This is a genomic window from Falsirhodobacter algicola (assembly GCF_018279165.1).
Classification (GTDB): Bacteria; Pseudomonadota; Alphaproteobacteria; order Rhodobacterales; family Rhodobacteraceae; genus Falsirhodobacter; species Falsirhodobacter algicola.
In genome coordinates this window covers 2015902-2039603 of record NZ_CP047289.1, presented here as the reverse complement: position 1 = coordinate 2039603, position 23702 = coordinate 2015902, and the positions used below count along the sequence as shown (strand labels likewise).

The 23702-nt window shown below is 65.9% G+C and carries 25 protein-coding genes and 1 tRNA gene; 11 read left to right on the top strand and 15 right to left on the bottom strand.

All coding sequences use genetic code 11. The features are described from left to right. Positions 1-39 precede the first annotated feature (39 nt). The 3 genes from ybeY to miaB all read right to left on the bottom strand — a co-directional run bounded on the left by ybeY (position 40) and on the right by miaB (position 2958). On the bottom strand, positions 40-537 hold the full coding sequence (gene ybeY / locus GR316_RS10245) for an rRNA maturation RNase YbeY (RefSeq protein ID WP_211783820.1): 498 nt from the start codon (positions 535-537) through the stop codon (positions 40-42). Further along, positions 521-1531: a PhoH family protein gene (locus GR316_RS10240; protein ID WP_211783819.1), complete on the bottom strand. Its 1011-nt coding sequence runs from the start codon at positions 1529-1531 to the stop codon at positions 521-523. The genes ybeY and GR316_RS10240 overlap by 17 nt, the downstream gene beginning before the upstream one ends. 128 nt (positions 1532-1659) lie before the next feature. Then, entirely contained in the window at positions 1660-2958 is a 1299-nt protein-coding gene (gene miaB / locus GR316_RS10235) for a tRNA (N6-isopentenyl adenosine(37)-C2)-methylthiotransferase MiaB (protein ID WP_211783818.1), read from the bottom strand. 116 nt (positions 2959-3074) lie between these two features. On the opposite strand from miaB, the gene GR316_RS10230 reads away from it, so the two are divergent. Beyond that, on the top strand, positions 3075-3935 hold the full coding sequence (locus tag GR316_RS10230; protein ID WP_211783817.1) for a glycosyltransferase family protein: 861 nt from the start codon (positions 3075-3077) through the stop codon (positions 3933-3935). Between the two features lie 50 nt (positions 3936-3985). On the opposite strand, the gene GR316_RS10225 is transcribed toward GR316_RS10230, so the two are convergent. Beyond that, a tRNA-Arg gene (locus GR316_RS10225) sits at positions 3986-4062 on the bottom strand. 65 nt (positions 4063-4127) lie between these two features. Further along, positions 4128-5465 (bottom strand): sensor histidine kinase, encoded by a 1338-nt coding sequence (locus GR316_RS10220; RefSeq protein WP_211785191.1) that lies wholly within the window; start codon positions 5463-5465, stop codon positions 4128-4130. A gap of 248 nt (positions 5466-5713) precedes the next feature. Here GR316_RS10220 and rpmH point away from each other — a divergent pair, with 248 nt between their 5' ends. The 10 genes from rpmH to GR316_RS10170 all read left to right on the top strand — a co-directional run bounded on the left by rpmH (position 5714) and on the right by GR316_RS10170 (position 13892). After that, positions 5714-5848 (top strand): 50S ribosomal protein L34, encoded by a 135-nt coding sequence (rpmH, locus tag GR316_RS10215; RefSeq protein ID WP_002721419.1) that lies wholly within the window; start codon positions 5714-5716, stop codon positions 5846-5848. 20 nt (positions 5849-5868) lie between these two features. After that, on the top strand, positions 5869-6249 hold the full coding sequence (gene rnpA, locus GR316_RS10210; protein ID WP_390625161.1) for a ribonuclease P protein component: 381 nt from the start codon (positions 5869-5871) through the stop codon (positions 6247-6249). Then, the gene (gene yidD / locus GR316_RS10205; RefSeq protein WP_211783815.1) at positions 6246-6488 is read left to right on the top strand and encodes a membrane protein insertion efficiency factor YidD; all 243 of its coding nucleotides are present in this window, start codon (positions 6246-6248) and stop codon (positions 6486-6488) included. The genes rnpA and yidD overlap by 4 nt, the downstream gene beginning before the upstream one ends. Continuing rightward, complete coding sequence (gene ttcA, locus GR316_RS10200) at positions 6478-7347, top strand: tRNA 2-thiocytidine(32) synthetase TtcA (protein WP_211783814.1); 870 nt, start codon at positions 6478-6480, stop codon at positions 7345-7347. Before yidD ends, ttcA begins: the two co-directional genes overlap by 11 nt. Before the next feature lie 94 nt (positions 7348-7441). After that, complete coding sequence (gene yidC / locus GR316_RS10195; RefSeq protein ID WP_211783813.1) at positions 7442-9256, top strand: membrane protein insertase YidC; 1815 nt, start codon at positions 7442-7444, stop codon at positions 9254-9256. Next, entirely contained in the window at positions 9253-9993 is a 741-nt protein-coding gene (locus GR316_RS10190; RefSeq protein ID WP_211783812.1) for an MOSC domain-containing protein, read from the top strand. The genes yidC and GR316_RS10190 overlap by 4 nt, the downstream gene beginning before the upstream one ends. 1 nt (position 9994) lies before the next feature. Beyond that, entirely contained in the window at positions 9995-10642 is a 648-nt protein-coding gene (gene yihA, locus GR316_RS10185) for a ribosome biogenesis GTP-binding protein YihA/YsxC (RefSeq protein WP_211783811.1), read from the top strand. Between the two features lie 230 nt (positions 10643-10872). Next, positions 10873-12444 carry an MFS transporter gene (locus GR316_RS10180; protein WP_249218848.1) on the top strand — a complete coding sequence of 524 codons (1572 nt, stop codon included), beginning with the start codon at positions 10873-10875 and terminating at the stop codon, positions 12442-12444. A 75-nt stretch (positions 12445-12519) separates the two neighbouring features. Continuing rightward, positions 12520-13398, top strand: a complete 879-nt coding sequence (gene argB / locus GR316_RS10175) for an acetylglutamate kinase (RefSeq protein WP_211785190.1) — start codon at positions 12520-12522, stop codon at positions 13396-13398. Next, entirely contained in the window at positions 13398-13892 is a 495-nt protein-coding gene (locus GR316_RS10170; protein ID WP_313796494.1) for a SixA phosphatase family protein, read from the top strand. Before argB ends, GR316_RS10170 begins: the two co-directional genes overlap by 1 nt. A gap of 8 nt (positions 13893-13900) precedes the next feature. Here the strand turns inward: GR316_RS10170 and GR316_RS10165 are convergent, their stop codons facing one another. The 10 genes from GR316_RS10165 to GR316_RS10120 form a co-directional block, all read right to left on the bottom strand. Then, positions 13901-14686 carry an amino acid ABC transporter ATP-binding protein gene (locus tag GR316_RS10165; protein WP_305798374.1) on the bottom strand — a complete coding sequence of 262 codons (786 nt, stop codon included), beginning with the start codon at positions 14684-14686 and terminating at the stop codon, positions 13901-13903. Between the two features lie 11 nt (positions 14687-14697). After that, entirely contained in the window at positions 14698-16014 is a 1317-nt protein-coding gene (locus tag GR316_RS10160) for an amino acid ABC transporter permease (protein ID WP_211783809.1), read from the bottom strand. Position 16015: 1 nt separating this feature from the next. Continuing rightward, positions 16016-17263: an amino acid ABC transporter permease gene (locus GR316_RS10155; RefSeq protein ID WP_211783808.1), complete on the bottom strand. Its 1248-nt coding sequence runs from the start codon at positions 17261-17263 to the stop codon at positions 16016-16018. A 110-nt stretch (positions 17264-17373) separates the two neighbouring features. Further along, positions 17374-18390: an amino acid ABC transporter substrate-binding protein gene (locus GR316_RS10150; protein ID WP_211783807.1), complete on the bottom strand. Its 1017-nt coding sequence runs from the start codon at positions 18388-18390 to the stop codon at positions 17374-17376. 185 nt (positions 18391-18575) lie between these two features. After that, positions 18576-19277, bottom strand: coding sequence for an ATP12 family chaperone protein (locus tag GR316_RS10145; RefSeq protein WP_211783806.1), 702 nt, complete (start codon positions 19275-19277; stop codon positions 18576-18578). Between the two features lies 1 nt (position 19278). Continuing rightward, complete coding sequence (locus tag GR316_RS10140; RefSeq protein WP_211783805.1) at positions 19279-20301, bottom strand: RluA family pseudouridine synthase; 1023 nt, start codon at positions 20299-20301, stop codon at positions 19279-19281. Then, positions 20298-20672, bottom strand: coding sequence for a fluoride efflux transporter CrcB (gene crcB, locus GR316_RS10135; RefSeq protein ID WP_211783804.1), 375 nt, complete (start codon positions 20670-20672; stop codon positions 20298-20300). Before crcB ends, GR316_RS10140 begins: the two co-directional genes overlap by 4 nt. A gap of 31 nt (positions 20673-20703) precedes the next feature. Beyond that, the gene (locus tag GR316_RS10130; protein ID WP_211783803.1) at positions 20704-22020 is read right to left on the bottom strand and encodes a replication-associated recombination protein A; all 1317 of its coding nucleotides are present in this window, start codon (positions 22018-22020) and stop codon (positions 20704-20706) included. A 107-nt stretch (positions 22021-22127) separates the two neighbouring features. Continuing rightward, positions 22128-22541, bottom strand: a complete 414-nt coding sequence (gene rplQ / locus GR316_RS10125; protein ID WP_211783802.1) for a 50S ribosomal protein L17 — start codon at positions 22539-22541, stop codon at positions 22128-22130. 118 nt (positions 22542-22659) lie between these two features. Continuing rightward, a complete protein-coding gene (locus GR316_RS10120) occupies positions 22660-23676 on the bottom strand; it encodes a DNA-directed RNA polymerase subunit alpha (protein ID WP_211785187.1) in 1017 nt (338 codons plus the stop codon). Positions 23677-23702 lie beyond the last annotated feature (26 nt).

Here is a 23702-nt window from a genome sequence, read left to right as displayed (position 1 = left end):
TTGCTGCGTGGCAGGAAGGTAAGACGCGGGCCGCCAAAATCACGCGTAGGGGTCGGCGATCCCCATGCTGCGCAGGATCCGGCGTTCCGTCTCCTCCATCAGTTCGGCATCCGCGTCCTCGATGTGATCGAAGCCCAGAAGGTGCAGGATGCCGTGGATCACCAGATGGGTGACGTGATCCTCGGGGCTTTTGCTCTGATCGGCGGCTTCGGCCATGCAGGTTTCCCATGCGATGGCGATGTCGCCCAGTTCGTCCGGATCGTCGGCATCCCCGCCCGACAGGTCCGGCAGGCCCCCCGGCTCCCCCGCGGCGCGATCCTCGGACGGCCATGAGAGCACGTTGGTGGGTTTGCCCTTCTGGCGGAACTGGGCGTTCAGCTCCGCGATCTCGGCATCGTCGCAGCCCATCAGGGCCAGCGTCACGCCATGCACGCCCAGCGCGGCAAAGGTTGCCTCGGCGGCGCGTGTGGCAAGGGCGGGAAGGCCGAAGCCTTCCCAGCGATCGTCTTCTATGACTGTGTCAACCAGCGGTTCCATCGGCGGCGTCATACGCCTCGATGATGCGCGCCACAAGCGGGTGCCGCACGACGTCCTTGGCATTGAAGTAGTTGAAGGACACCCCCCGCACGCCGTTCAGGATGCGTTCGGCATCGGCAAGGCCGCTGGCGGTGCCGCGCGGCAGGTCCACCTGCGTGCGGTCGCCCGTGATGACCATGCGGCTGCCCTCGCCCAAACGGGTCAGGAACATCTTCATCTGCATGGTGGTGGCGTTCTGCGCCTCGTCCAGCACGACGAAGGCATTGGCCAGCGTGCGCCCGCGCATGAAGGCCAGCGGCGCGATCTCGATCCGCTTCTCCTCCATCAGCTTCTGCAACTGCTTCTGCGGCAGGAAATCGTTCAGCGCGTCATAGAGCGGCTGCATGTAGGGATCGACCTTCTCCTTCATGTCGCCGGGCAGGAAGCCGAGCCGTTCGCCCGCCTCCACGGCCGGGCGCGACAGGATGATCTTCTCCACCGCGCCGGACAGCAGCATGGTCACACCGACGGCGACGGCCAGATAGGTCTTGCCTGTGCCCGCCGGCCCGATCCCGAAGGCGAGTTCGTTGTCGAAGAGATTGGCGACATAGGCCTTCTGCGCCTCGGTCCGCGGCTCCACCGGCTTCTTGCGGGTGCGGATCTCGTAGGTGCCGGGCTGGAACATCTCCATCTGCTCGACCGTGTCGCCGAACATCGTGCCCATCATGCGCATCGCCCCTTCCACATCGCCCGTCGCAACGGGTTTGCCTTGTTCCAGACGCGCATAGAGGCCCTTCAATACCGCTTCCGCCTGATCCCGCGCGGCCTTGTCCCCCAGAACCGAAAGGCGGTTTCCCCGCCTCAGGATATGCACGCCCACCTGCTGTTCGATCTGCGCGATGTTGCGGTCGTATTCGCCGCACAACTCGATCAAAAGGCGATTGTCGGGAAATTCCAGAAGCGTTTCGATCGCGTCTTCCGGGCGTTTCGGGGGGGTCAGCGCGCTGATGCCCAAGGAGATCTCCTCATTGCAGGCGTGGGGCTATAGCTTGAATGTGGGCGCGCGGATGGCGTCTGGCAAGTGATTTACGACGCCGCCCGCCTTGCGCGGTCGCGGATCGGCGCCCACCCGCCCGATGCTGCTTATTTGATGCGCAGCCCCGCAAGGGAATTGGACCCGCTGCCCGTGATGCGCACCCTCACCAGATCGCCCACGCGGCCCGCAGGATCGTCCACATGCACGGCATGGAGGTGATCGGATTTGCCCACCATCTGCCCCGGACGCCGCCCGGCCTTTTCATAGAGCACGCCGACCTCGCGCCCGACCATGGCGGTTTGCGTCGCAAGCTGCTGCGCGGTGATCAGATCGCGCAGCTCCTGCAGACGCGCATCGCCGATATTCGCGGGAAGCTCCGGCTTCTCGGCGGCCGGGGTGCCGGGGCGCGCGGAATATTTGAAGCAGAAGGCCGACCCGTAGCCGACCTCGCGGATCAGGGCGAGGGTGGCCTCGTGATCGGCCGCCGTCTCGCCGGGAAAGGCCGCGATGAAATCCGACGACAGGACGATATCGGGGCGCGCCGCGCGAATCCGCTCCACGAGGCGCAGATAATGTTCGGCGGTGTGCTTGCGGTTCATCGCCTTCAGGATGCGGTCCGATCCCGACTGCACCGGCAGGTGCAGATAGGGCATCAGCTTGGCCTCCTCGCCATGGGCGGCGATCAGGTCGTCGTCCATGTCGTTGGGATGGCTGGTGGTGTAGCGGATGCGCTCCAACCCGTCGATGCGGGCCAGTTCGCGCACCAGCCGCGCCAGCGTCCAGTCGTCCCCGTGATAGGCGTTGACGTTCTGCCCCAGAAGGGTGATCTCGCGCACCCCCCGCTCCACCAGATCGCGCGCCTCGGCCAGAAGGCGGGCGGGCGGACGGCTGACCTCGGCCCCGCGGGTATAGGGAACGACGCAGAAGGCGCAGAACTTGTCGCAGCCCTCCTGCACGGTCAGAAAGGCCGTCGGCCCCCGCATCGCCTTGCGCCGGGGCATATGGTCGAACTTGTCCTCGGCGGGGAAATCGGTGTCCACGGCGGGGGCCCGCCCGGCCACCATCTCGGGCAGGCGGTGATAGGTCTGCGGGCCGACCACCAGATCCACCAGCGGCATGCGGCGGATGATCTCCTGCCCCTCGGCCTGCGCGACGCAGCCCGCGACGCCGATCTTCAGATCGGGCTTGGCCGCCTTCAGCGGGCGCAGGCGGCCAAGGTCGGAATAGAGCTTCTCGGAGGCCTTCTCGCGGATGTGGCAGGTGTTCAGCAGGACCATGTCCGCCTCCTCCGCCACCTCGGTCACGACATAGCCCTGCCCGCCCATCACCTCGGCCATCCGCTCGCTGTCATAGACGTTCATCTGGCAGCCATAGGTCTTGATGAAGAGTTTCTTGACGTCGGCCATGTCCGCTTCCTCTGGAATGGCCGTTTCCTAGCGAAAATCGCATCTCGGGGCAATCGACCCTTGCCCTTGGCGGCGCGGTCGGATCATCTGGAGGCCGATCCGCTGCTTGAGGGTTCATGCGTCATCCCAGTCTGGACACGTTCATCGCATCCGGCTCCATCGGCAAGGGGCCCGTGGCGATCATCATGGCCGATGATGCCGTGGAGCTGGCTTCCACCGTGGAGCATCACCGCAAGATGGGCTTCGGCACCATCCTGCTTCCGGCCCACCCGGACCTTCCGGTCCCGATGGACCTCGAGGCGCAGGTGCACCGCATCGATCACGACGTGCATGCCCGCGACGCCCTGATGGAGGTGGTGAACAGCCTCATCCCCGTCGCGCCCGGCACATGGTTCTATGCCGGCTTCAACGCCGAATACCTGTTCTTCCCCTTCTGCGAGACGCGCGACATCCGCGAACTGATCGCCTATCACATGGAAGAGCGGCGCGACGCCTTCCTCTCCTATGTGATCGACCTCTATGCCGGCGATCTGCAGCGTTTCCCGAACGCCGTCTCCGTCGCCGAAGCGCAGCTGGACCGTTCGGGGTATTACGCGCTGGCCCGGCCCGATCCGGCCACGGGGCATCCGCGCGAACGTCAGCTCGATTTCTTCGGCGGTCTGCGCTGGCGCTTCGAGGAGCATATCCCGGTGGAGCGGCGCAAAATCGACCGCATCGCCCTCTTCCGCGCCAAGGAGGGGCTGATCCTGCGCCCCGACTTCACCTTCAACGACGAGGAGTACAACACCTACTCCTGCGCGTGGCATCACAACCCGACGGTGGCCGTCTGCTCGTTCCGCATCGCCAAGGCGCTGCGCAGCAATCCCGGATCGCGCCATCTGATCCGCGATTTCGGCTGGCACTATTCGTCGCCCTTCGAATGGTCGTCGCAGCAGTTGATGGATCTGGGCCTGATCGAACCCGGCCAGTGGGTCTGAACCGCGCGCCATAGGCGCGTTTCAGGCGATTTCGGTATTCGAGAGGGGAATGGCGGACCCGGAGCGATTCGAACGCCCGACCCTCAGATTCGTAGTCTGATGCTCTATCCAGCTGAGCTACGGGTCCGTTGAGAGGCGATCTAATGGTCTGGCGGGGGGAGCACAAGCGAAAAAACATCGCCCCGGTGAAATTTATGCTTCGGTCAGGCTTTCGGCCTTGGGAAGGCGGATCAGGAACTCGGTCCCCGTCTCGGACGTGTCCAGCAATTCGAGCCGCCCGCCATGGCCGCGCACCAGTTCCGAGGCGATGGCGAGGCCAAGGCCCGAGCCGCCCTTGCGCGCGCCGCCCTGAAAGGCGGTGAACAGATGCTCGCGCGCCTTGGGGGGCAGGCCCGGCCCCGTATCGCCCAGCCGCACCCACCATTCGACATCGGCCTCGCCGCCGGCGATTTCGATGTTGCCGGATTCGCCCGTCGCCTCGATCGCCTGCCGCGCGTTCCGCACGAGGTTCGACAGGACGCGGTAGAATTGCTCCCGGTCGGCGCGAATCATCATTCCCGCCGGCACGTCGAGCACGGGCGCCACCCGCCCCTCTTCGGGCAATTCGGCATCCAGCACCTCGTCGATCAGCATCCGGAGCGAGAATCGGGTCAACGAGGGCGGCGGCTCCTCGGCCTTGCCGAAGGCCAGCGTCGTCTCGCACAGGCTAACGGCGCGGGTGATGGAATTGACCAGCTTCGGGGCGGCACGCGCCACGGCGGGATCGGCGCTGCTGCCGATCCGGTCGGCGAAAAGCTGCGCCGAGGTGAGGATGTTGCGCAGATCGTGGCTGATCTTGGCTACCGCGCCGCCCAACTGGGCCAAGCGCTCCTTCTGGCGCAGGTTGCCCGTCAGTTGCGTCTGCATCGAACGCAGCGCCTCTTCGGCCTCGCGAATCTCGACGATGCGGGCACCGGGTTCGATGACGCGGCGCGCATCCTCCGGCGCTTCGGCATAGACGGCCATATGCGCGACCACGCGGCGGATCGGCACGACCATCAGCTTCTGCACCGCGACGAACAGAATCGCCGCCGTGATGACCGAGATCACGGCCGAGATCGCAAGGATCCGTATGCTGTACTGCACCATCGCCTGCCGCAGCGGAGCGGTGGACATCGCAACCTCGATCAGATCGCCCCCCTGCTCCACCGGGCTGCCGATCACGCGGATGATGCGGGGGGTGGGATCGACGAATTCGCGCAGCGCATCCCCGATCAGGGCGGCATGGCTGATCATGCGCAGATCGTAGGTTTCGTCGATCGGCTCGGGAATCGGCGAGGACAGGACCAGTTGGCGCACCGCATCGCGCCGCAGCACGACGTTGAACACCCCGGCATTGTCCAGAAGCTCGCGCTCCAGCTCGGGGGAGATGGTGTCGTCCGTCGTCAGCAGCGCAAGGCTGGCGATCTGCGCCTTCTCCAGCCGGGTCTGAAGATAATCCTCGCGAAAGCGCGCGATGGACGGCACGAGGATCAGAATCTCCGCCAGCATCACGAACACGATCGTGAGCACCAGGAAGCGCCCGGACAACGAGTTCAGGAATCCGCGACGAGCCGTGTTCACCGATGTTCATCCTTCCAGCACATGGCGCTAGATAATCCTTCCCCGCGCGGACGCAAACGGTATCGCGAATATCGGCCGCGGGCGGTTGACTCGTATCGGGTCTGCCCTTAAAGCGCTGTCTTCGAATATGAGACGTCCGAATCCGTTCGGGCATGTCCGTCTGATGGAGTTTCGCAATGAAGCGTACGTTTCAACCGTCGAACCTGGTTCGCGCCCGTCGCCACGGTTTCCGCGCCCGTATGGCCACCAAGGGCGGCCGTCTGGTCCTGAACGCCCGTCGCGCCAAGGGCCGCAAAAAGCTGTCGGCCTGATCCCTTCGGGATCTGGACGCGTGACGCCGCCGGATCTTCCCGACCCGGCGGTCTTGTCATGTCCGGAGGTGGCAATGCAGGTGCTGACCAAGCGTGCCGATTTCCTGCGCGCGGCGCAGGCGCGTCGGCAGGGTGCGCAGGGATTCCTGCTGCAGGCCCGCGCCCGCGATGATGCGGGCGGTATCCGCGTGGGGTTCACCTGCTCGAAGAAGCTGGGCAACGCCGTGGCGCGCAACCGCGCCAAACGCCGCCTGCGCGAGATCGCGCGCGCCGTCCTGCCCGAAGCCGGGCGGGCGGGCTGGGATTACGTCCTCGTCGGACGGCCGAACACCACCGCGACCCGCGACTTCGCGGCGCTGCTGAACGATCTGCGGCTGGCCCTGCGCCAGATCCACAAGTGAGCCCGCTGGCCCATGTCGTGGCGCTGCCCGTGCGCGCCTATCGGTTGCTGCTGTCGCCTTGGATCGGGCATGGATGCCGCTTTCAGCCCACATGTTCGGTCTATGCGCTGGAGGCGCTCGAGCGTCGCGGGGCCGTGATCGGCACATGGCTGACCCTGCGACGCCTTGCGCGCTGCCATCCGTGGGGCGGATCGGGGTATGATCCCGTGCCGAAAAGGAACACGCACGATGCTGGATAACGACGGCGACATCCACCCGCTGTTCCACGGCGCCCCCAAGACGACCGAGTTCCGCAAGCTGCGCAAGCGCCTCGTCCGCGAAGTGCGCGAGGCGATCGAGACCTATGGCATGGTCCGCAAGGGCGATCGCTGGCTGGTCTGCCTGTCGGGCGGCAAGGACAGCTACACCCTTCTGGCGGTCCTGACCGAGCTTCAGTGGCGCGGCCTTTTGCCGGTGGATCTGCTGGCCTGCAACCTCGATCAGGGGCAGCCGAACTTCCCCGCCACGGTGCTGCCCGAGTTCCTGACGAAGATGGGCGTGCCGCACCGCATCGAATATCAGGACACCTATTCCATCGTCGTGGACAAGATCCCGCAGGGCCGCACGATGTGCGCCCTCTGCTCGCGGCTGCGGCGCGGCAACCTCTATCGCATCGCCCGCGAAGAGGGCTGCTCGGCCGTGGTTCTGGGCCATCACCGCGACGACATCCTCGAGACGTTCTTCATGAACCTCTTTCACGGTGGGCGGTTGGCGACGATGCCGCCGCGCCTTCTGAACGAGGATGGCGATCTTTTCGTCCATCGCCCGCTGGCCTTCGTCGCGGAGGCCGATTGCGAGGCCTTCGCCCATGCGATGCGCTATCCCATCATCCCCTGCGATCTCTGCGGCTCGCAGGAGGGGCTCCAGCGCCAGCAGGTGAAGCAGCTTCTGGACGGTTGGGAGGCGCGCAATCCCGGGCGTCGTCAGGTGATGTTCCGCGCCCTGATGAACACCCGCCCATCCCATCTTCTGGACCCGAACCTCTTTGATTTCGCTGGCCTGATGGCCGGTGCGGGCCCTGCCCCGACGGACGCCCCGGACCTTCGCACGGGCGACTGACCGCGCGACGGAAGGGGAAAAGGCTTGACCTTTGCCCCCCCCTTCTGTTGAACCACCGCTGACCTTAGGACCTCGGAAGGGCTCCGGCTGCCTCATGGAAAACCAGAACAAGAACCTCCTCATCGCCATCGTCCTCAGCCTCGTCGTGATGCTGGGATGGTTCTGGCTGTTCCCGCCGGAGCAGCAGGCGAACGATCCGAGCGTCCCCGACGCGGTCAGCACGACCGAGGACGAGCCGATGACGCAGCAGGCGGACACCGCCGCCGCGCCCGCCTCGGAAGCGGCGCAAGCGCCCCGCATCTCGATCGACACGCCGGAATTGGCGGGGTCCATCTCGTTGCAGGGCGGGCGGATCGACGATCTGCTGCTGAAGGACTACCACGTCACGCTGGATGATACGTCCGACAACGTGCGCCTGCTGACCCCGGTCGGCGAGCCGAACGCCTATTACGCCCTTCAGGGCTGGGTTCCGGCCGGATCGCTGGATTATCCCGACGTTCCGGGGCCGGACACGATGTGGACGGTGCAGGGCACCGGCACGCTCAGCCCCGACACGCCGGTGACGCTGCAATGGCAAAGCCCGGCGGGCCTGACCTTCACCCGCACCATCGCGGTCGATCCGCAATACATGTTCACCGTGACCGACCGCGTGGAAAACACCGGCGACACCGAACGCCGCCTTGCCCCGTATGGCATGATCGCCCGTCACGGCACCCCGCCCGGCCTGCAGAACTTCTTCGTGCTGCACGAAGGCGTGGTGGGCCGAACCGACGGCGAATTGGTGGAAACGAAGTACAAGGATGTCCGCGATCTGCCGCAGGTCCCCCGCGAAGGCGCGCAGGCCGAGCTGCGCGAGGCCACCGAGGACGGCTGGATCGGCTTCACCGACCATTACTGGATGACGACGCTGATCCCGCAGCAGGGCCAGCCCTTCACCGCCGTCGCCAAATACCTTGCCCAGCAGGACATCTTCACCACCGAAGCGCGCATGCCGGTGATGACCGTCGCGCCGGGCGCCACGATCGAAAGCTCGCAGCGCATGTTCGCGGGTGCGAAGGAATGGGCGACGATCCGTCACTACCAGAACGACGTCGGCATCGCGGGCTTCATCGATTCGATCGACTGGGGCTGGTTCTTCTTCCTGACCAAGCCGATCTTCTCGGTCCTGCACTGGCTCAATGCGCATATCGGCAACATGGGCGTGTCGATCATCGCGCTCACCTTCCTGCTGAAGGCGCTGGTGCTGCCGCTGGCCTATAAATCCTACGTCTCCATGGCGCGGATGAAGGAACTCCAGCCCGAGATGGAGGCCCTGAAGGAACGCGCGGGCGATGATCGCACCAAGCTGCAGAAGGACATGATGCAGCTGTACAAGGACAAGAAGGTCAATCCGGCGGCGGGCTGTCTGCCCATGCTGATCCAGATCCCGATCTTCTTCTCACTCTACAAGGTGATCCTCGTCACGATCGAGTTGCGCCACGCCCCCTTCTTCGGCTGGCTGCAGGATCTGTCGGCGCCCGATCCCTCGTCGATCTACAACCTCTTCGGCCTGCTGCCTTGGGGCACCCCCGAGGCGGGCACGACGATGGCGACGATCTTCATCGGTGTGCTGCCGATCCTGCTGGGCCTGTCGATGTGGCTGCAGCAAAAGCTGAACCCGGCGCCCGCCGATCCGACGCAGCAGATGATCTTCGCGTGGATGCCGTGGGTCTTCATGTTCATGCTGGGCCATTTCGCAAGCGGCCTCGTGCTCTACTGGATCACGAACAACCTGATCACGTTCAGCCAGCAGTACATGATCATGACCAGCCACGGGCACCGGCCGAACGTCTTCGGCAACATCCGGTCCAGCTTCGACCGGAAGAAGAAGAAGGCAGCCGCCGCGGCCAAGACGAAGGGCGGGAAATGATCCTGTCCTCCATCTGGCGGCACCCGATCAAGGCACACGGACGCGAGGAGCTCGCGTCCGTTCTGCTTTCGGCCGGGGCCTGCCTGCCCTACGACCGCCACTGGGCGGTGGAGCATGAGGCCGCCCGTCCGGCCGAAGGGTGGCGCCCCTGCACCCATTTCTCGCGCGGGGCGAAGGCCCCCGCGCTGATGGCGATCACCTCGCGTCTGACGGGGGACAGCATCACCCTGTCCCATCCGAACCGGCCCGACCTGACGTTCCGGCCGGACGACGCGGCCGATCTGCCGCGCTTTCTGGACTGGGTGCGCCCGCTGATGCCGGAAAACCGCGCCGCCTCGGCCCGGATCGTGCAGGCCGGGCGCGGCATGACCGATAGCGAATTTCCGTCGGTGTCGATCCTCTCCACGGCCTCGCTGGGCGATCTGTCCCGGCATATGGGGCAGGATCTGTCGATCCACCGCTGGCGCGGAAACCTCTGGCTCGACGGGCTCGCCCCTTGGGCGGAGTTCGATCTGATCGGGCGCAGCATCGCCATCGGTGACGCCGTCCTGCGGATCGAGGAGCCGATCACCCGCTGCCGCGCCACCACCGCCAATCCCGCGACCGGGATCATCGACGCCGACACGCTGGCCGCATTGAGCAGCCATTGCGGGCATCGCGATTTCGGCGTTTACGCCACCGTCATCCACGGCGGCACCATCACCCGCGGCGACGCGGCCCGCCTGATCGAGGCCTGACATGCTGACCTTCACCCTTGCCCCCGAACCCGAGGATGCCGCGCGCGAACGGGGCCGCCTGCTCTTCGCCGGCCCCGTGGATTTCATCAAGGGCGTCGTCGCGATGTCCGGCCTGCCGCCCGCCGACCGGGTGGAAGTCTGCTTCGCCGGACGTTCAAACGTCGGCAAATCCAGCCTGATCAATGCGCTGACCGGGCGCAAATCGCTGGCCCGCGCCTCCAACACCCCCGGCCGCACGCAGGAGATCAACTTCTTCACCCTCGGCGAGGAGAAGTACCTCGTCGACCTGCCCGGCTATGGCTATGCCGAGGCGCCGGTGGCCATCGTCGCCAAATGGCAGGCGCTGCTGAAAAGCTACCTTGCCGGTCGCAGCACGCTGCGCCGCGCCTTCGTGCTGATCGACACGCGCCACGGCGTGAAATCGGTCGACGATGAGATCATGTCCCTCCTCGACCGCTCGGCCGTGACCTTTCAGGTCGTGCTGACCAAGGCCGACAAGGTGAACCGCATCGAGCGCGAGCGGATCATCGAGCAGGTGAAGGGCGCGCTGCAAAAGCACCCCGCCGCCTTCCCCGAACTCGTCGTCACCAGTTCGGAAAAGGGCGACGGCATCGAAACGCTGCGGGCGATCATCGCCGGGCTCGGCTGACGCGCTAGAACGGTGGGGGAAGGAGCATCATGACCGTGAACGATCCGAAGACGCCCGACCCCGACCGCGCCGAACAACCGGTCCCCGACACCCGCACCGGGGCCGAGATCGGCGATCCCGCCGTCTCCTCCGGGCCATCGGCGCTGCCGGGCCGGGGCGGCAAGGACCCTGCCCCGGCCCCGGCCGCCTCTCAGTCGCCCTTCGTGCCGCTGAAGCATCCGGCCTTCCGCATGATCTGGACGGCGACGCTGGTGGCCAATCTCGGCACGCTGATCCAGAACGTGGGCGCGGGCTGGCAGATGGCGCTGCTGACCCCTTCGCATGACATGGTCGCGCTGGTGCAGGGATCGACCACGCTGCCGGTCATGGTGCTGGCGATCGCCGCCGGCGCGCTTGCCGACAACTTCCCCCGACGCCGTGTGATGCTGGCGGCGCAAACCTTCCTTCTGGTGGTTTCGGCGGTTCTGGCGGCGGTGGCCTTCCTCGGCTGGCTGACGCCGTGGACGCTTCTGGCCTTCACCTTCCTTCTGGGCTGCGGCAACGCGATGCACCTGCCCTCATGGCAGGCCTCCATGCGCGATCTCGTCCCGCGCGAGGATCTTCCCGCAGCCATCACCCTCAATTCCATGAGCTTCAACCTCATGCGCTCGGTCGGCCCGGCGATCGGCGGGCTGGTGGTGGCCAGCCTCGGCCCCGCGGCGGCCTTTGCGCTCAATGCCGCCAGCTATACGGCGGTGATATTCGCGCTGGCCCGCTGGAACAGCCCGCAAGAGGTGCGTAGCCTGCCGCCCGAAAAGCTCGGCCATGCCATCGCGGTGGGCCTGCGCTATGTCGCGCTGTCGCCGAACCTGTCGCGGGTGATCCTGCGGGGGCTGATCTTCGGCTCGGGGGCGGTGGCGGCGCTGGCGCTGCTGCCGGTCATCACCCGCGACATGCTGCAGGCCGAGGCGCGGACCTTCGGCGCGATGCTCGGGGCCTTCGGCCTCGGGGCGATCGGCGGCGCGCTGGCCGCGCCCCGGCTGCGGGCGCGCCTGCGGATCGAGACGATCATCGCGCTCGCCTTTGCGGTGAACGCGGCGGGGTTGCTGATCGTCTCCGTCTCGCGGACCGAGGCGCTGACGGTCGTCGGGCTGATGCTGGCCGGGTCGGCTTGGGTGTCGGCGCTGTCGCTGTTCAACGTCTCGGTGCAGCTTGCCACGCCCCGCTGGGTCGTGGGTCGGGCGCTCTCCATCTATCAGACGGCGACGTTCGGGGGCATGGCCATCGGCAGCTGGGCGTGGGGCGCACTGTCCGACGAGGTGTCGATCCCGGCCGCGCTGATCGCGGCGGCGGTTCTGCTGCTGGGCGGCGGCGTGCTGGGGCGCATCTGGCCGATGCCCGACTTTTCGGAAACGAATCTCGATCCCGCGAACCGTTTCAACGCGCCGGCGCTGCGGCTGGATCTGCAGCCGCAATCCGGCCCGATCATGGTGATGGTCGATTGGGAGATCGCGCCCGAAAACACGCAGGCCTTCCTCGCCGCCATGACCGACCGCCGCCGGGTGCGCATCCGCGACGGCGCGCGTCAATGGTCGCTGCTGCGCGATCTGGAAAATCCCGACATCTGGGTGGAGACCTATCACGTTCCCACTTGGGCCGAGTATATCCGCCACAACACCCGCCGCACGCAGGCCGATGTCGAAAGCTTCGATCGCCTTCTTCAACTGCACAAGGGCCCCGAACGCCCGCATGTGCACCGCATGATCGAACGCCAGACCGTGCCCCTGCGCGACGATATCATCATTCCCCCCAAGGTTCCCTGAGGCTTGGCAGCCCGCGGCAAAGCCGCTAGTCCTGTTGCCGAACCCCGAGGATCCCCGATGAAGAAGCAGCTTGCCATGATGCGTGACTCGATCGCCACCGCGAAGACCCTGTCCGAAGCCCTGCCCTATCTGCAGCGCTATGCCGGGGCCGTGGTCGTGGTGAAGTTCGGCGGCAACGCGATGGGCGACGACGATGCGATGGCCGAATTCGCCCGCGACGTGGTGCTGATGCGGCAGGTCGGGGTGAACCCGGTGGTCGTGCATGGCGGCGGGCCGATGATCAACGATCTTCTGGCCCGTCTGGGCATCAAGAGCGAGTTCGTCCGCGGCAAGCGCGTCACCGACAAGGCCACCGTCGAGGTGGTGGAGATGGTGCTGTCCGGCCTCGTGAACAAGCGCATCGTGCAGGCGATCAACGATCAGGGCGGGCGCGCCGTCGGCATTTCCGGCAAGGATGACGATCTGATGGTCGCCGTGGCGGACGATCCGGAACTGGGCTTCGTCGGCCGCCCGGTGGAGATGAACGTGCAGGTGCTGCGCGATCTCTACACCGCCGGAATGATCCCGGTCGTCGCCCCCGTCGCCACCGGGCTCGAAGACAACGAGACGTTCAACGTGAATGGCGACACCGCCGCCGGGGCCATCGCGGGCGCGCTGAAGGCCGACCGCCTTCTGCTGCTGACCGATGTGTCGGGCGTGAAGAACAAGGCGGGCGAAGTCGTCACCCAGCTCAGCCCCGAGGAAGTGCGCGCGATGATCGCGGACGGCACCATCGCCGGCGGCATGATCCCCAAGACCGAGACGGCGCTTCAGGCCGTGGAGGAAGGGGTGCGCGGCGTCGTCATCCTCGATGGGCGGGTGCCCAATGCCTGCCTTCTGGAACTCTTCACCGACCACGGCGCCGGCTCCATGATCCGCATGACCGAGCCGCGCGTGAAGCCGCGGATCCGCTGATGCCGCGGCTTGTCCTGATCCGCCATGCCAAATCGGGTTGGGACGATCCCTGCCTGACCGACCATCAGCGCCCCCTCGCCCCACGCGGGCAGGAGGCCGCGCCCAAGATCGGCGCATGGCTGGCGGCGCAGGGGGTGATGCCGGACGAGGTTCTGTGCTCGGATGCCTGCCGGACACGGCAAAGCTGGGATCTGATCGCCCCGCATCTGGGCGATGTGGTGCCGGCGCTGGTGCCTGCCCTCTATCATGCGGGGCCGGACGTGATCCTGCGCCACCTGCGCGGCGCCACTGGGCAATGCGTGGTGATCGTCGGGCACAATCCGGGCATCGGCGAGTTTGCGGGGATGATCCTGCGCACACTGCCGGACCACGCGGCCTTCGCCGCCTACCCCACGGCCGCAACGCTGATCGCGGATCTGCCCGGCGACGGCTGGGGCGCGGCGAGCTACGGCTCTGCCACGCCCGTCGCCTTCACGGTGCCGCGCGATCTCTGATCCCCGGCCTAATGGCCGAGGATCTGGCTGAGGAACATCCGCGAACGCTCGGATTGCGGGTTGTTGAAGAACTCGGTCGGGGTGTTCTGCTCCACGATCTGGCCCTGATCCATGAAGACGACGCGGTTCGCCACGGCTTGGGCAAAGCCCATTTCGTGCGTGACGCAGATCATCGTCATCCCCTCTTCGGCGAGCGAGATCATTGTGTCGAGCACCTCCTTGATCATTTCGGGATCGAGGGCGGAGGTCGGTTCGTCGAACAGCATGATCCGCGGCTTCATGCAGAGCGAGCGGGCGATCGCCACGCGCTGCTGCTGCCCGCCCGAAAGCTGGCCGGGATATTTGTTCGCCTGATCCGGGATCTTGACCTTGCGCAGGAAGTGCATGGCCGTTTCCTCGGCCTCGGCCTTGGGGACCTTGCGGACCCAGATCGGCGCGAGCGTGCAATTCTCGAGGATCGTCAGATGGGGGAACAGGTTGAAGTGCTGGAACACCATCCCGACCTCGGACCGGACGGTGTCGATGTTCTTCAGGTCGGATGTCAGTTCCGTCCCGTCCACGATGATCTGGCCGGCCTGATGCTCCTCCAGACGGTTGATGCAGCGGATCAGCGTCGATTTCCCCGACCCGGAGGGGCCGCAGACCACGATCCGCTCGCCGCGATGCACGGTCAGGTTCACGTCGCGCAGGACATGGAACTGTCCGTACCACTTGTTCATGCCGCGGATCTGAATGGCGATTTCCTCGCCGACCTGCATGTGCCGCGTATCGACGGCGCGTTCGATGGTTTCCATGGACGTGTTCCTTAGCGGTGTTCGCGTTTCAGGCGGCGCTCCAGATGCATGGAGTAGCGCGACATGCCGAAGCAGAAGAGGAAGAAGATGGTCCCGACGAAGATATACGGCTCCCAGTAGATGCCCTTCCAGTCGGTGGAGGCGCGGACCGCGTCGGTGATGCCCTTCAGCGGATCGAGAAGGCCGACGAAGATCACCAGCGTCGTATCCTTGAACAGACCGATGAAGGTGGAGACGATGCCGGGGATGGAGATCTTCAGCGCCTGCGGCAGCACGATCAGTCGCTGCGCCTGCATGTAGTTCAGGCCAAGCGCGTCAGCCGCCTCGTACTGACCGCGCGGCAGCGCCGCGAGGCCGCCGCGCACCACTTCGGCGATATAGGCGGCCGCGAACAGCGTCACCATGATGATGACCCGCAGGATGATGTCGAAATTCGTGCCCGGCGGCAGGAAGTAGTTCAGCAGGAGCGACGCCGTGAACAGCAGCGTGATCAGCGGCACGCCGCGAATGAACTCGATGAAGCAGACCGACAGCGTCTTGATCAGGAACATATCCGACCGCCGCGCCAGCGCCAGCGCGATGCCCATCGGCAGCGACAGCGTGATGGCCGCAACCCCGATCGTCAGCGACAGGACGAACCCGCCGAACCGGTCGGAACGCACGCTCTCCAGCCCGATCGGCAGGATCGAGGCGAAGAGATCGCGCAGCGGCCCGCACAGCACCAGCCACCACAGCAGGGCGACGACCACCCCGGCAAAGGGCGCCAGAAGCGGCGCGCGGTCGCGCAGCAGACGCCATGCGCCATAGCCGAGCACGAAGCCGAGAAGCACCATCACCGGCTGCCAGATCGACCCGCCCCAGAGCAGCCAGAACCCGACGAACGGATACAGCAGCGAAAAGAGCGTCAAGCGGCGCGGCACCGCCGGGAACAGAACCGGGGCCAGTGCGACGAACAGCAGCACCAGCGCCAGCACCGGCCGCCAATAGAGTTCGGACGGGTAGAACCCGAAGAGGAATTGCGTCCAGCGGTCGCGGATCACGGCCCAGCAGGCGCCGGTCGCATCCGGGCCCCAGCGTTCGGCGATGATCTGGCGGCATTCGCCCAGCGTCTGAGCGTTCCAGACGCCATGCAGGAACCACGGCAGCAGCCCGCGCAGCAGAAAGAACACCGCCACGAGGCCCAACACGGTCAGCACCGTGTTCAGCCAGCCGGCGAACAGATTCTCGCGCAGCCAGCGCACCGCCCCGGCCTGCCCCGCAGGGGGCGGCGCTTCGGACAGCATGGTGTCGCGGACGAAGGGAACGGTCTGGGCATGCGTATCGCTCATCTCAACGCTCCTTCAGGCGGACACGGGAGTTGTAGACGTTCATCACCGCCGAGATGACGAGGCTGATCGCAAGATAGATCAGCATCATCAGAAGGACGCATTCCAGTTCCCTCCCCGTCTGGTTCAGGGTGATGCCGCCCAGCGTGCCGCGCAGGTCGAGATAGCCGACCGCGATGGCGAGCGAGGAGTTCTTGGTCAGGTTCAGGAATTGCGAGATCAGCGGCGGAATGATGACGCGCAGCGCCTGCGGCAGGATCACGAGGCTCATGGTGCGGCCGGGGCGCAGACCGAGGGCGAAGGCCGCCTCGCTCTGGCCGCGCGACACGGCGAGGATGCCCGCGCGCACGATCTCGGCGATGAAGGCACCGGTATAGAGCGACAGGGCCAGCCACAGCGCCATGAACGAGTTCGGGACATTGACGCCGCCGGTGAAGTTGAAGCCGGAGATCGTCGGCACCAGCAGATGCACGCCCATCACCCACAGCAGAATCACGAGGGGAAGCACCACGATCAGCAGCGATTTCCACCATGTGACGGGGCGACGCCCGGTCTCGGCCTGAATGGCTGCCGCATGTCGGTTCAGCCGGCTGCGGACGAAGAGCGAGATCGCCAGCACCACCACCACCGCCAGAAGCGACAGGTTGACCGGGAACAGCCCGAGATCGAGCGAGCCGAAGCCGTTATCCACCCCGATGGCGGGAATGGCGGTGTAACGGTTGGTGACGGCGAACAGACCGAAGAGCAGGCCGCGCCCCTCGTCGCCGCGGAAGACCGACGGCGCGGGCGAGGCTTCGGTGAATACGGTGTAGAAGAGCAGGATCCACAGCAGGATCGGGACGTTGCGGAACATCTCCACATAGACGGTCATCAGCCGCGCCACGAGCCAGTTGGACGACAGGCGCAGCACGCCGACCGCGATGCCGACCACCGTGGCCAAGGCGCAGCCCATCACCGCGATCAGCAGCGTGTTCATCAGGCCCACGATCAGGGCGCGCAGATGCGTGCTGTCCTGCGTATAGGGCACCAGCCGCTGCGCGATGTCATAGCCCGCGCGGACGGACAGGAAGCCGAAGTCGAAATCCTTCCCCAGTGCGGCAAGGTTGCGCACCGTGTTGTCGACCAGCCATGCGGCGATCGCCACGAACAGGGCGAAGACGACCAGCTGGATCGTCATCGACCGGTATCGCGTGTCATAGATCAGCATGCTCAGCCGGAAGGATTCCTTCGGCTTCTCCACGGCATCGGCCATGAACACCCCCTGTATCGGATCAGCCGCATGGTTTCGGCGATGTTACGCCGCGGCGATCGCGTTCTGTGTCGGATGGGGCGGGGGCACGCATGGCGCCCCCGCCGGAAGGATCAGCGGAAGGGCGGCGCGTAGAGCAGCCCGCCTTGCGTCCATTGGGCGTTCAGCCCGCGGGCAAGGCCGATCGGCGTCTGCTCACCGATGGTGGCAGCGAAGATCTCGCCGTAGTTGCCACCGACGGAGATCGCGTTGGCCGCCCAATCGGCATCAAGGCCCAGCATCTCGCCAAGGGTGCCCTCGGTGCCCAGCAGACGGCGCACTTCCGGGTTCTGCGAGCTGGCGGACAGCTCTTCGATATTGGCAGAGGTGACGCCGTATTCCTCGGCGGCGACCAGAGCGTTCAGCGTCCAACGGACGATGTCGTTCCACTGGCTGTCGCCTTGGCGCGTGGCCGGCCCGAGCGGCTCTTTGGAGATGATCTCCGGCAGGATGATGTGATCGGCGGGCGTCGCGAAGGCGGCGCGCGTCGCGGCAAGGCCCGAAGCATCCGTGGTATAGGCATCGCAGGCACCGGCAAGGTACTGCTGCTCGCCCTCGGCGTTCGACTGCACGGCGACGGGGGTATAGCTCATGCCGTTGACGGCGAAGTAATCGGCAAGGTTCAGCTCGGTCGTGGTGCCGGTCTGGATGCAGATCGTCGCACCGTCGAGTTCCTTGGCCGAGGTGACGCCCAGATCCTGATGAACCATGAAGCCTTGGCCGTCATAGTAGTTCACGCCCGCGAAATCGAGGCCGAGATCGGCATCCCGCGAGAAGGTCCACGTGCTGTTGCGCACCAGCACGTCCACTTCGCCCGACGCGAGCGCGGTGAAGCGCGTCTCGGAGGTGGTGGGCACGAAGCGCACCTTGTTGCCATCGCCGAAGACCGCGCCCGCAATGGCCCGGCACAGCGAGATATCGAAGCCCGACCAGTTCCCGCTGGCATCCGGCGCGGCAAAGCCGGTCAGACCCGGGTTCACACCGCAGATGAGTTCGCCCCGCGCCTTCACATCGTCCAGCGTTGCAGCCGAAGCCGCGCCCGCCGCAAGCCCCATGGCCGTCAGCGTTCCCAGAATTGCAATCTTCGTCATGGATACCTCTTGCTGATGGGGCCACTGCACCGGCGTCCCCTTTTTCCCTCTGCGTCCGGTTCGACGCGCTGCCCCACTTTCCGATGGGATCTTCGCACCCGTCAACCCGCCCCGATGGAAGTGCTGCCTTCTTCGCAGGCAGATGCTTTCACCGGGTCAGCACGCCCAATTGTTGGGCATGATTGTTACCGACACAATAGGAAAAATGCCTCAGCTTCCAGAAACCCGGTTTTTTTCTGGGCTTCCATGGCGGCGGATTCGGGGTCGATGCCCCATTTTTCAGCTTGGAATGTCTCATCGAGGCGCGACAGATCGAAGGCCGTCGTGCCATCCAGCCGGCGCGCCGCGACCGCAAGCGCCAGCACCAATGACCCCGAGATTGCGACGAGATCGTGAAGGGCCGCAATCTCGAAATCGGAACGGGCCGCGACATGATCGCGCAGCCGTACGAGGGAGGGTTCGGGCTGCGCTACGGGGATCACGCCCGCCGTCACCGCAAGGGGGCTGCCGAGATCCGCCGCCGCCCAATCCAGAAGTGGATCCCATGCGCGCTGCCGGGCCACCAGCTCGTCCGGCTCCTCCGCGCGGTAGCACAGAAGATCGCTGCCGCCATAGCGGGCCAGTTCCTCGATCACGAGGGCGCGCTGCGGCCCCACCTTGTCGATCGCGGAATTGGCCATGCGGGTCGCGGGCATGGTGTGGGGGCGCACTTCGCCCTCCTGCGCGTCCCATTCGGCGGCGATGCGTTCGGCCAGCGCCCGCGTCGGCAGGCGCAGCGGCGCCTTGGCCGGGGTGCGCACGGGGCGTCCGTCCAGATGGACGGCATGGCCCCCCTCTTCGGCCACGGCGGAGGCCTTGGTCCAGAACCGCTTCGGCGCCCAGCTCATCTCAGCCCTCGAACGGATCGGCCGGAACGTCGCCCGGTTTCATGTCCAGCAAGCGGAAGGCGCGGTCCATATGGTCCGGAAGCTCCGCGACGAAGGTCATCTCGGTCTTCAGGATCGGATGCTCGATCGTCAGCTGGCGGGCGTGCAGGTTCAGCTTTCGGCTCATCTCGCCGCCGATGCCGCCGCCCCAGCCGTCGCCCATGTTCTCCTGCCCGCTGCCACCGTATTTGCCGTCGCCAAGGATCGGGTGGCCCATCTCGGCCATATGGGCGCGCAACTGGTGGGTGCGGCCCGTCACCGGCTCCAGCGCCATCCACGACATGCGCGTGCCAAGGAACCAAAGCACGAAATAGTCGGTATGGGCGCGCTTGGCGTCGGGATGCTCGGACATCTTGGCCGGATGCACGCAGACCATCTTCTCATCCCGGCCCCCGGCCTTCATCAGCCCGTATTTGATGGAGCCTTTCTTGGGCTGCGGAACGCCCGCGACCAGCGCCCAGTAGATCTTGCGCGCGTTGCGGTGGCGCAGCGCCTCGGACAGCGCACGGGCCACGCGGTCGGTGCGCGCCAGCATCAGGACGCCCGAAGTATCCTTGTCCAGCCGGTGCACCAGCTTCGGCTTGTCCTTGTAGCCGAACTTCAGCGCCTCGGCGAGGCCGTCGACATGGCGGTTGCCCTGCCCCGAGCCGCCTTGGCTCGGAAGGCCCGCAGGCTTGTTCAGCACGATGATATGTTCGTCGCGGAAGATGACCGCGTCCTGAATCATCTGCGCATCGGCCTTGGTGATGCGGCTCGGCAATTCGCGCCGATCGTCGTTCGGATCGGGCAGCGGCGGCACGCGGATCACCATCCCCGGCTCTATGCGGTCGGAGGCCTTCACCCGGCCCCCATCGACCCGGATCTGGCCGGTGCGGCACATCTTTTCCACCGCGCCTTGGGTGACATGGGGGAAGCGCCGCTTGAACCACTTGTCCAGCCGCTGCTCACCTTCATCGACCGACACGGTCAGCATCTTCACGCTCATGCGAGCACTCCTCGGGCAAGGGCCGCACCGGCGAGCACCGCCAGCAGCGACAGGATCACGGATGCGGCGACATAGGCCGCCGCCTGAAGCGCCGCGCCCCGTTCCCACAGGGTCAGCGCGTCCAGTGAGAAGGCGGAGAAGGTCGTGAACCCGCCCAGCACCCCCGTCAGCAGGAAAGGCGAGAACCGCTGCCCCCCCTTCAGCGCAAGAAGCACCGCCAGCGCCCCCATCAGGGCCGAACCGAGAAGGTTCACCGTCAGCGTGCCCCAAGGGAAACCGGGGGCCATGCGCGTGGCCGCAACATTCACGAGATAGCGCAGCGAGGCACCGATGGCCCCGCCCGCCGCGACATATGGAAGTGTCTGGAGCATCGGCGCTGTCTCCGCCCCCCTTGTGCTTTTGTCAACCGTCGCCCTGCCGTTTGATCCGCAGGCGGGCGAAATACTCGCTGCGCTTCTTCAACTCCCGCTCGAACCCGCGTTCGGGCGGGGTGTAGAAGACCGGACGCTTCATCCCGTCGGGGAAATAGTTTTGACCGGAGAAGGCGTCCTCCTGATCGTGATCATAGGCGTAATCGGCGCCATAGCCCATCTCGCGCATCATGCGGGTGGGGGCGTTGCGGATATGCAAAGGCGGCGGCTCGCTTCCCGTCTGGCGGGCCGAGGCGCGGGCGGCCTTGTAGGCGGCATAGACCGCGTTCGATTTCGGGGCGAGCGCGAGATGCACCAGCGCCCCCGCCAGCGCCAGCTCCCCCTCCGGGCTGCCGAGCCGTTCGAAGGTGTTCCACGCATCGAGGCAGACGCGCTGCGCCTCGGGATCGGCCAGCGCGATATCCTCTACCGCCATGCGGGTGATGCGGCGCGCAAGATAGCGCGGGTCCTCGCCCCCCTCCAGCATCCGCGCGAACCAATAGAGCGCGGCATCGGGGTCCGATCCGCGAACCGATTTGTGCAGCGCGGAGATGAGGTTGTAATGCTCTTCGCCGTTCTTGTCGTATTTGGCCGCCCGCCGCATCAGACGCGCCGACAGGGCGGGCCGGTCCAGAACACAGTCGAGGGTCCACGCGCCCACCTGCTCGATCAGGTTCAAAAGGGCCCGGCCATCGCCATCGGCCATCTCCAGCAGCGACTCGCGGGCCGGGCCGTCGAGCGGCAAGGCACGGCCCAGTTCCTGCTCCGCCCGCTGGGCCAGACGCTCCAGATCGGCCAGCGTCAGGCGTTCCAGCACGATGACCTGCGCCCGCGACAAAAGCGCGGCGTTCAACTCGAAGGATGGGTTCTCGGTCGTGGCACCGACCAGAAGGATCGTGCCGTCCTCCATATGCGGCAGGAAGCTGTCCTGCTGGGCCTTGTTGAAGCGGTGGATCTCATCGACGAACAAAAGCGTGCCCTGCCCGTTGGCGCGGCGCATCCGCGCCCCTTCGAACACCTTGCGCAGGTCGGGAACGCCGGTGAAAATCGCGCTGATCTGCACGAAGGCAAGGTCCGTTTCGGCGGCCAGAAGGCGGGCGATGGTCGTCTTGCCGACGCCCGGCGGCCCCCAGAGGATGAGGGACGACAGACTGCCCGCCGCCAGCATCGCGCCCAGCGGGCCATCCTCCGACAGGATCCGCCCCTGCCCCACCACATCCGTCAGGCGCCGCGGGCGCAGAAGATCGGCCAACGGGCGATGGCCGGATTGGGCGGGCGTGTCGGGAAGGTCGTCGAAAAGATCCGGCATGGGGCCAAGATATGCCGCCCCGGCGGTGCGGGGAAGTGCGCGGGCCCTATCGCCCATAAAAAAGCCCGCCGAAACGGCGGGCTTTCTGTCGGTCTTGAAACCCGGGCTTATTCAGCCTCGATCGCTTCCAGACGGGCGCGGTCCGCGGCGCCTTTGGCCGAGGTGTCGCGGTCCACGAACTCGATGATCGCCATCGGAGCCATGTCGCCGTAACGGAAACCAGCCTTCAGGATGCGGATATAGCCGCCCTGACGATCCTTGTAGCGCGGGCCGAGGATGTCGAACAGGCGCACGAGGTGCTTGTCTTCCTTCAGCGCCGCACGGGCCTGACGACGGGCGTGCAGGTCGCCGCGTTTGGCCAGCGTGATCAGCTTTTCGACGATCGGGCGCAGTTCTTTCGCCTTCGGCAGGGTGGTCTTGATCTGCTCGTGCTCGATCAGGGCACCCGACATGTTGGCGAACAGCGCCTTGCGGTGTTCATGGGTCCGGTTGAGGCGGCGGTAGCCACGTGCGTGACGCATGGGTCATCTCCTTCTTTTGCTTTGTCCGGCAGGCTGCGGGGCCTGCTCACCTTGGGGCGGAATTGCCCATGTTGTCCCCCGCATATCGGGGCATTTCGGGGGCCGAAGCCCCCTTGTCTCAGAACTGGTCTTCGAAACGCTTCGCCAGATCTTCGATGTTCTCCGGCGGCCAGTCCTCGACATCCATGCCGAGGTGCAGACCCATGCCCGAGAGCACTTCCTTGATCTCGTTCAGCGACTTGCGGCCGAAGTTCGGGGTGCGGAGCATCTCGGCTTCGGTCTTCTGGATCAGATCGCCGATATAGACGATGTTGTCGTTCTTCAGGCAGTTCGCCGAACGGACCGACAGCTCCAGCTCGTCGACTTTCTTCAGCAGGAGCGGGTTGAACTCCAGCCCCTCATCGGCGTCCGAACGCGTCGCCGCTTCCGGTTCGTCGAAGTTGACGAAGATCGACAGCTGGTCTTGCAGGATACGCGCGGCATAGGCCACGGCGTCGTCCGGCGTGAGCGAACCGTCCGTTTCGATCTTCATGGTCAGCTTGTCGTAGTCCAGAACCTGCCCCTCACGGGTCGGCTGCACTTCATAGCTGACTTTCTTGACCGGCGAGTAGATGGCATCGATCGGGATGAGACCGATGGGCGCATCCTCGGGACGGTTCTTGTCCGCCGAGACATAGCCCTTGCCGGTGTTGACGGTCAGTTCCATCGACACGTCGGCGCCATCGTCGAGGTGGCAGATGACGTGATCCTTGTTCAGGATCTCGATGCCGTTGGTTTCCGCGATGTCGCCGGCGGTCACGACGCCCGGACCCTTGGCATTGATCGCCAGACGTTTCGGTCCTTCGACCTCCATCTTGATGGCGATGCCCTTGAGGTTCAGAACGATGTCCGTGACGTCCTCACGCACGCCCGCGACCGAGGAGAACTCGTGCAGGACGTTGTCGATCTGGACCGACGTGATGGCGGCGCCCTGCAGCGAGGACAGCAGCACGCGGCGCAGGGCGTTGCCGAGCGTCAGGCCGAAGCCACGCTCCAGCGGCTCGGCCACGACGGTGGCGATCCGGCCTGCATCCGCGCCCGGCTTCACGCCCAGCTGCGTCGGCTTGATCAGTTCCTGCCAGTTCTTGTGGATCATGCGTGTCGCCTCCATACCAGTTCCTT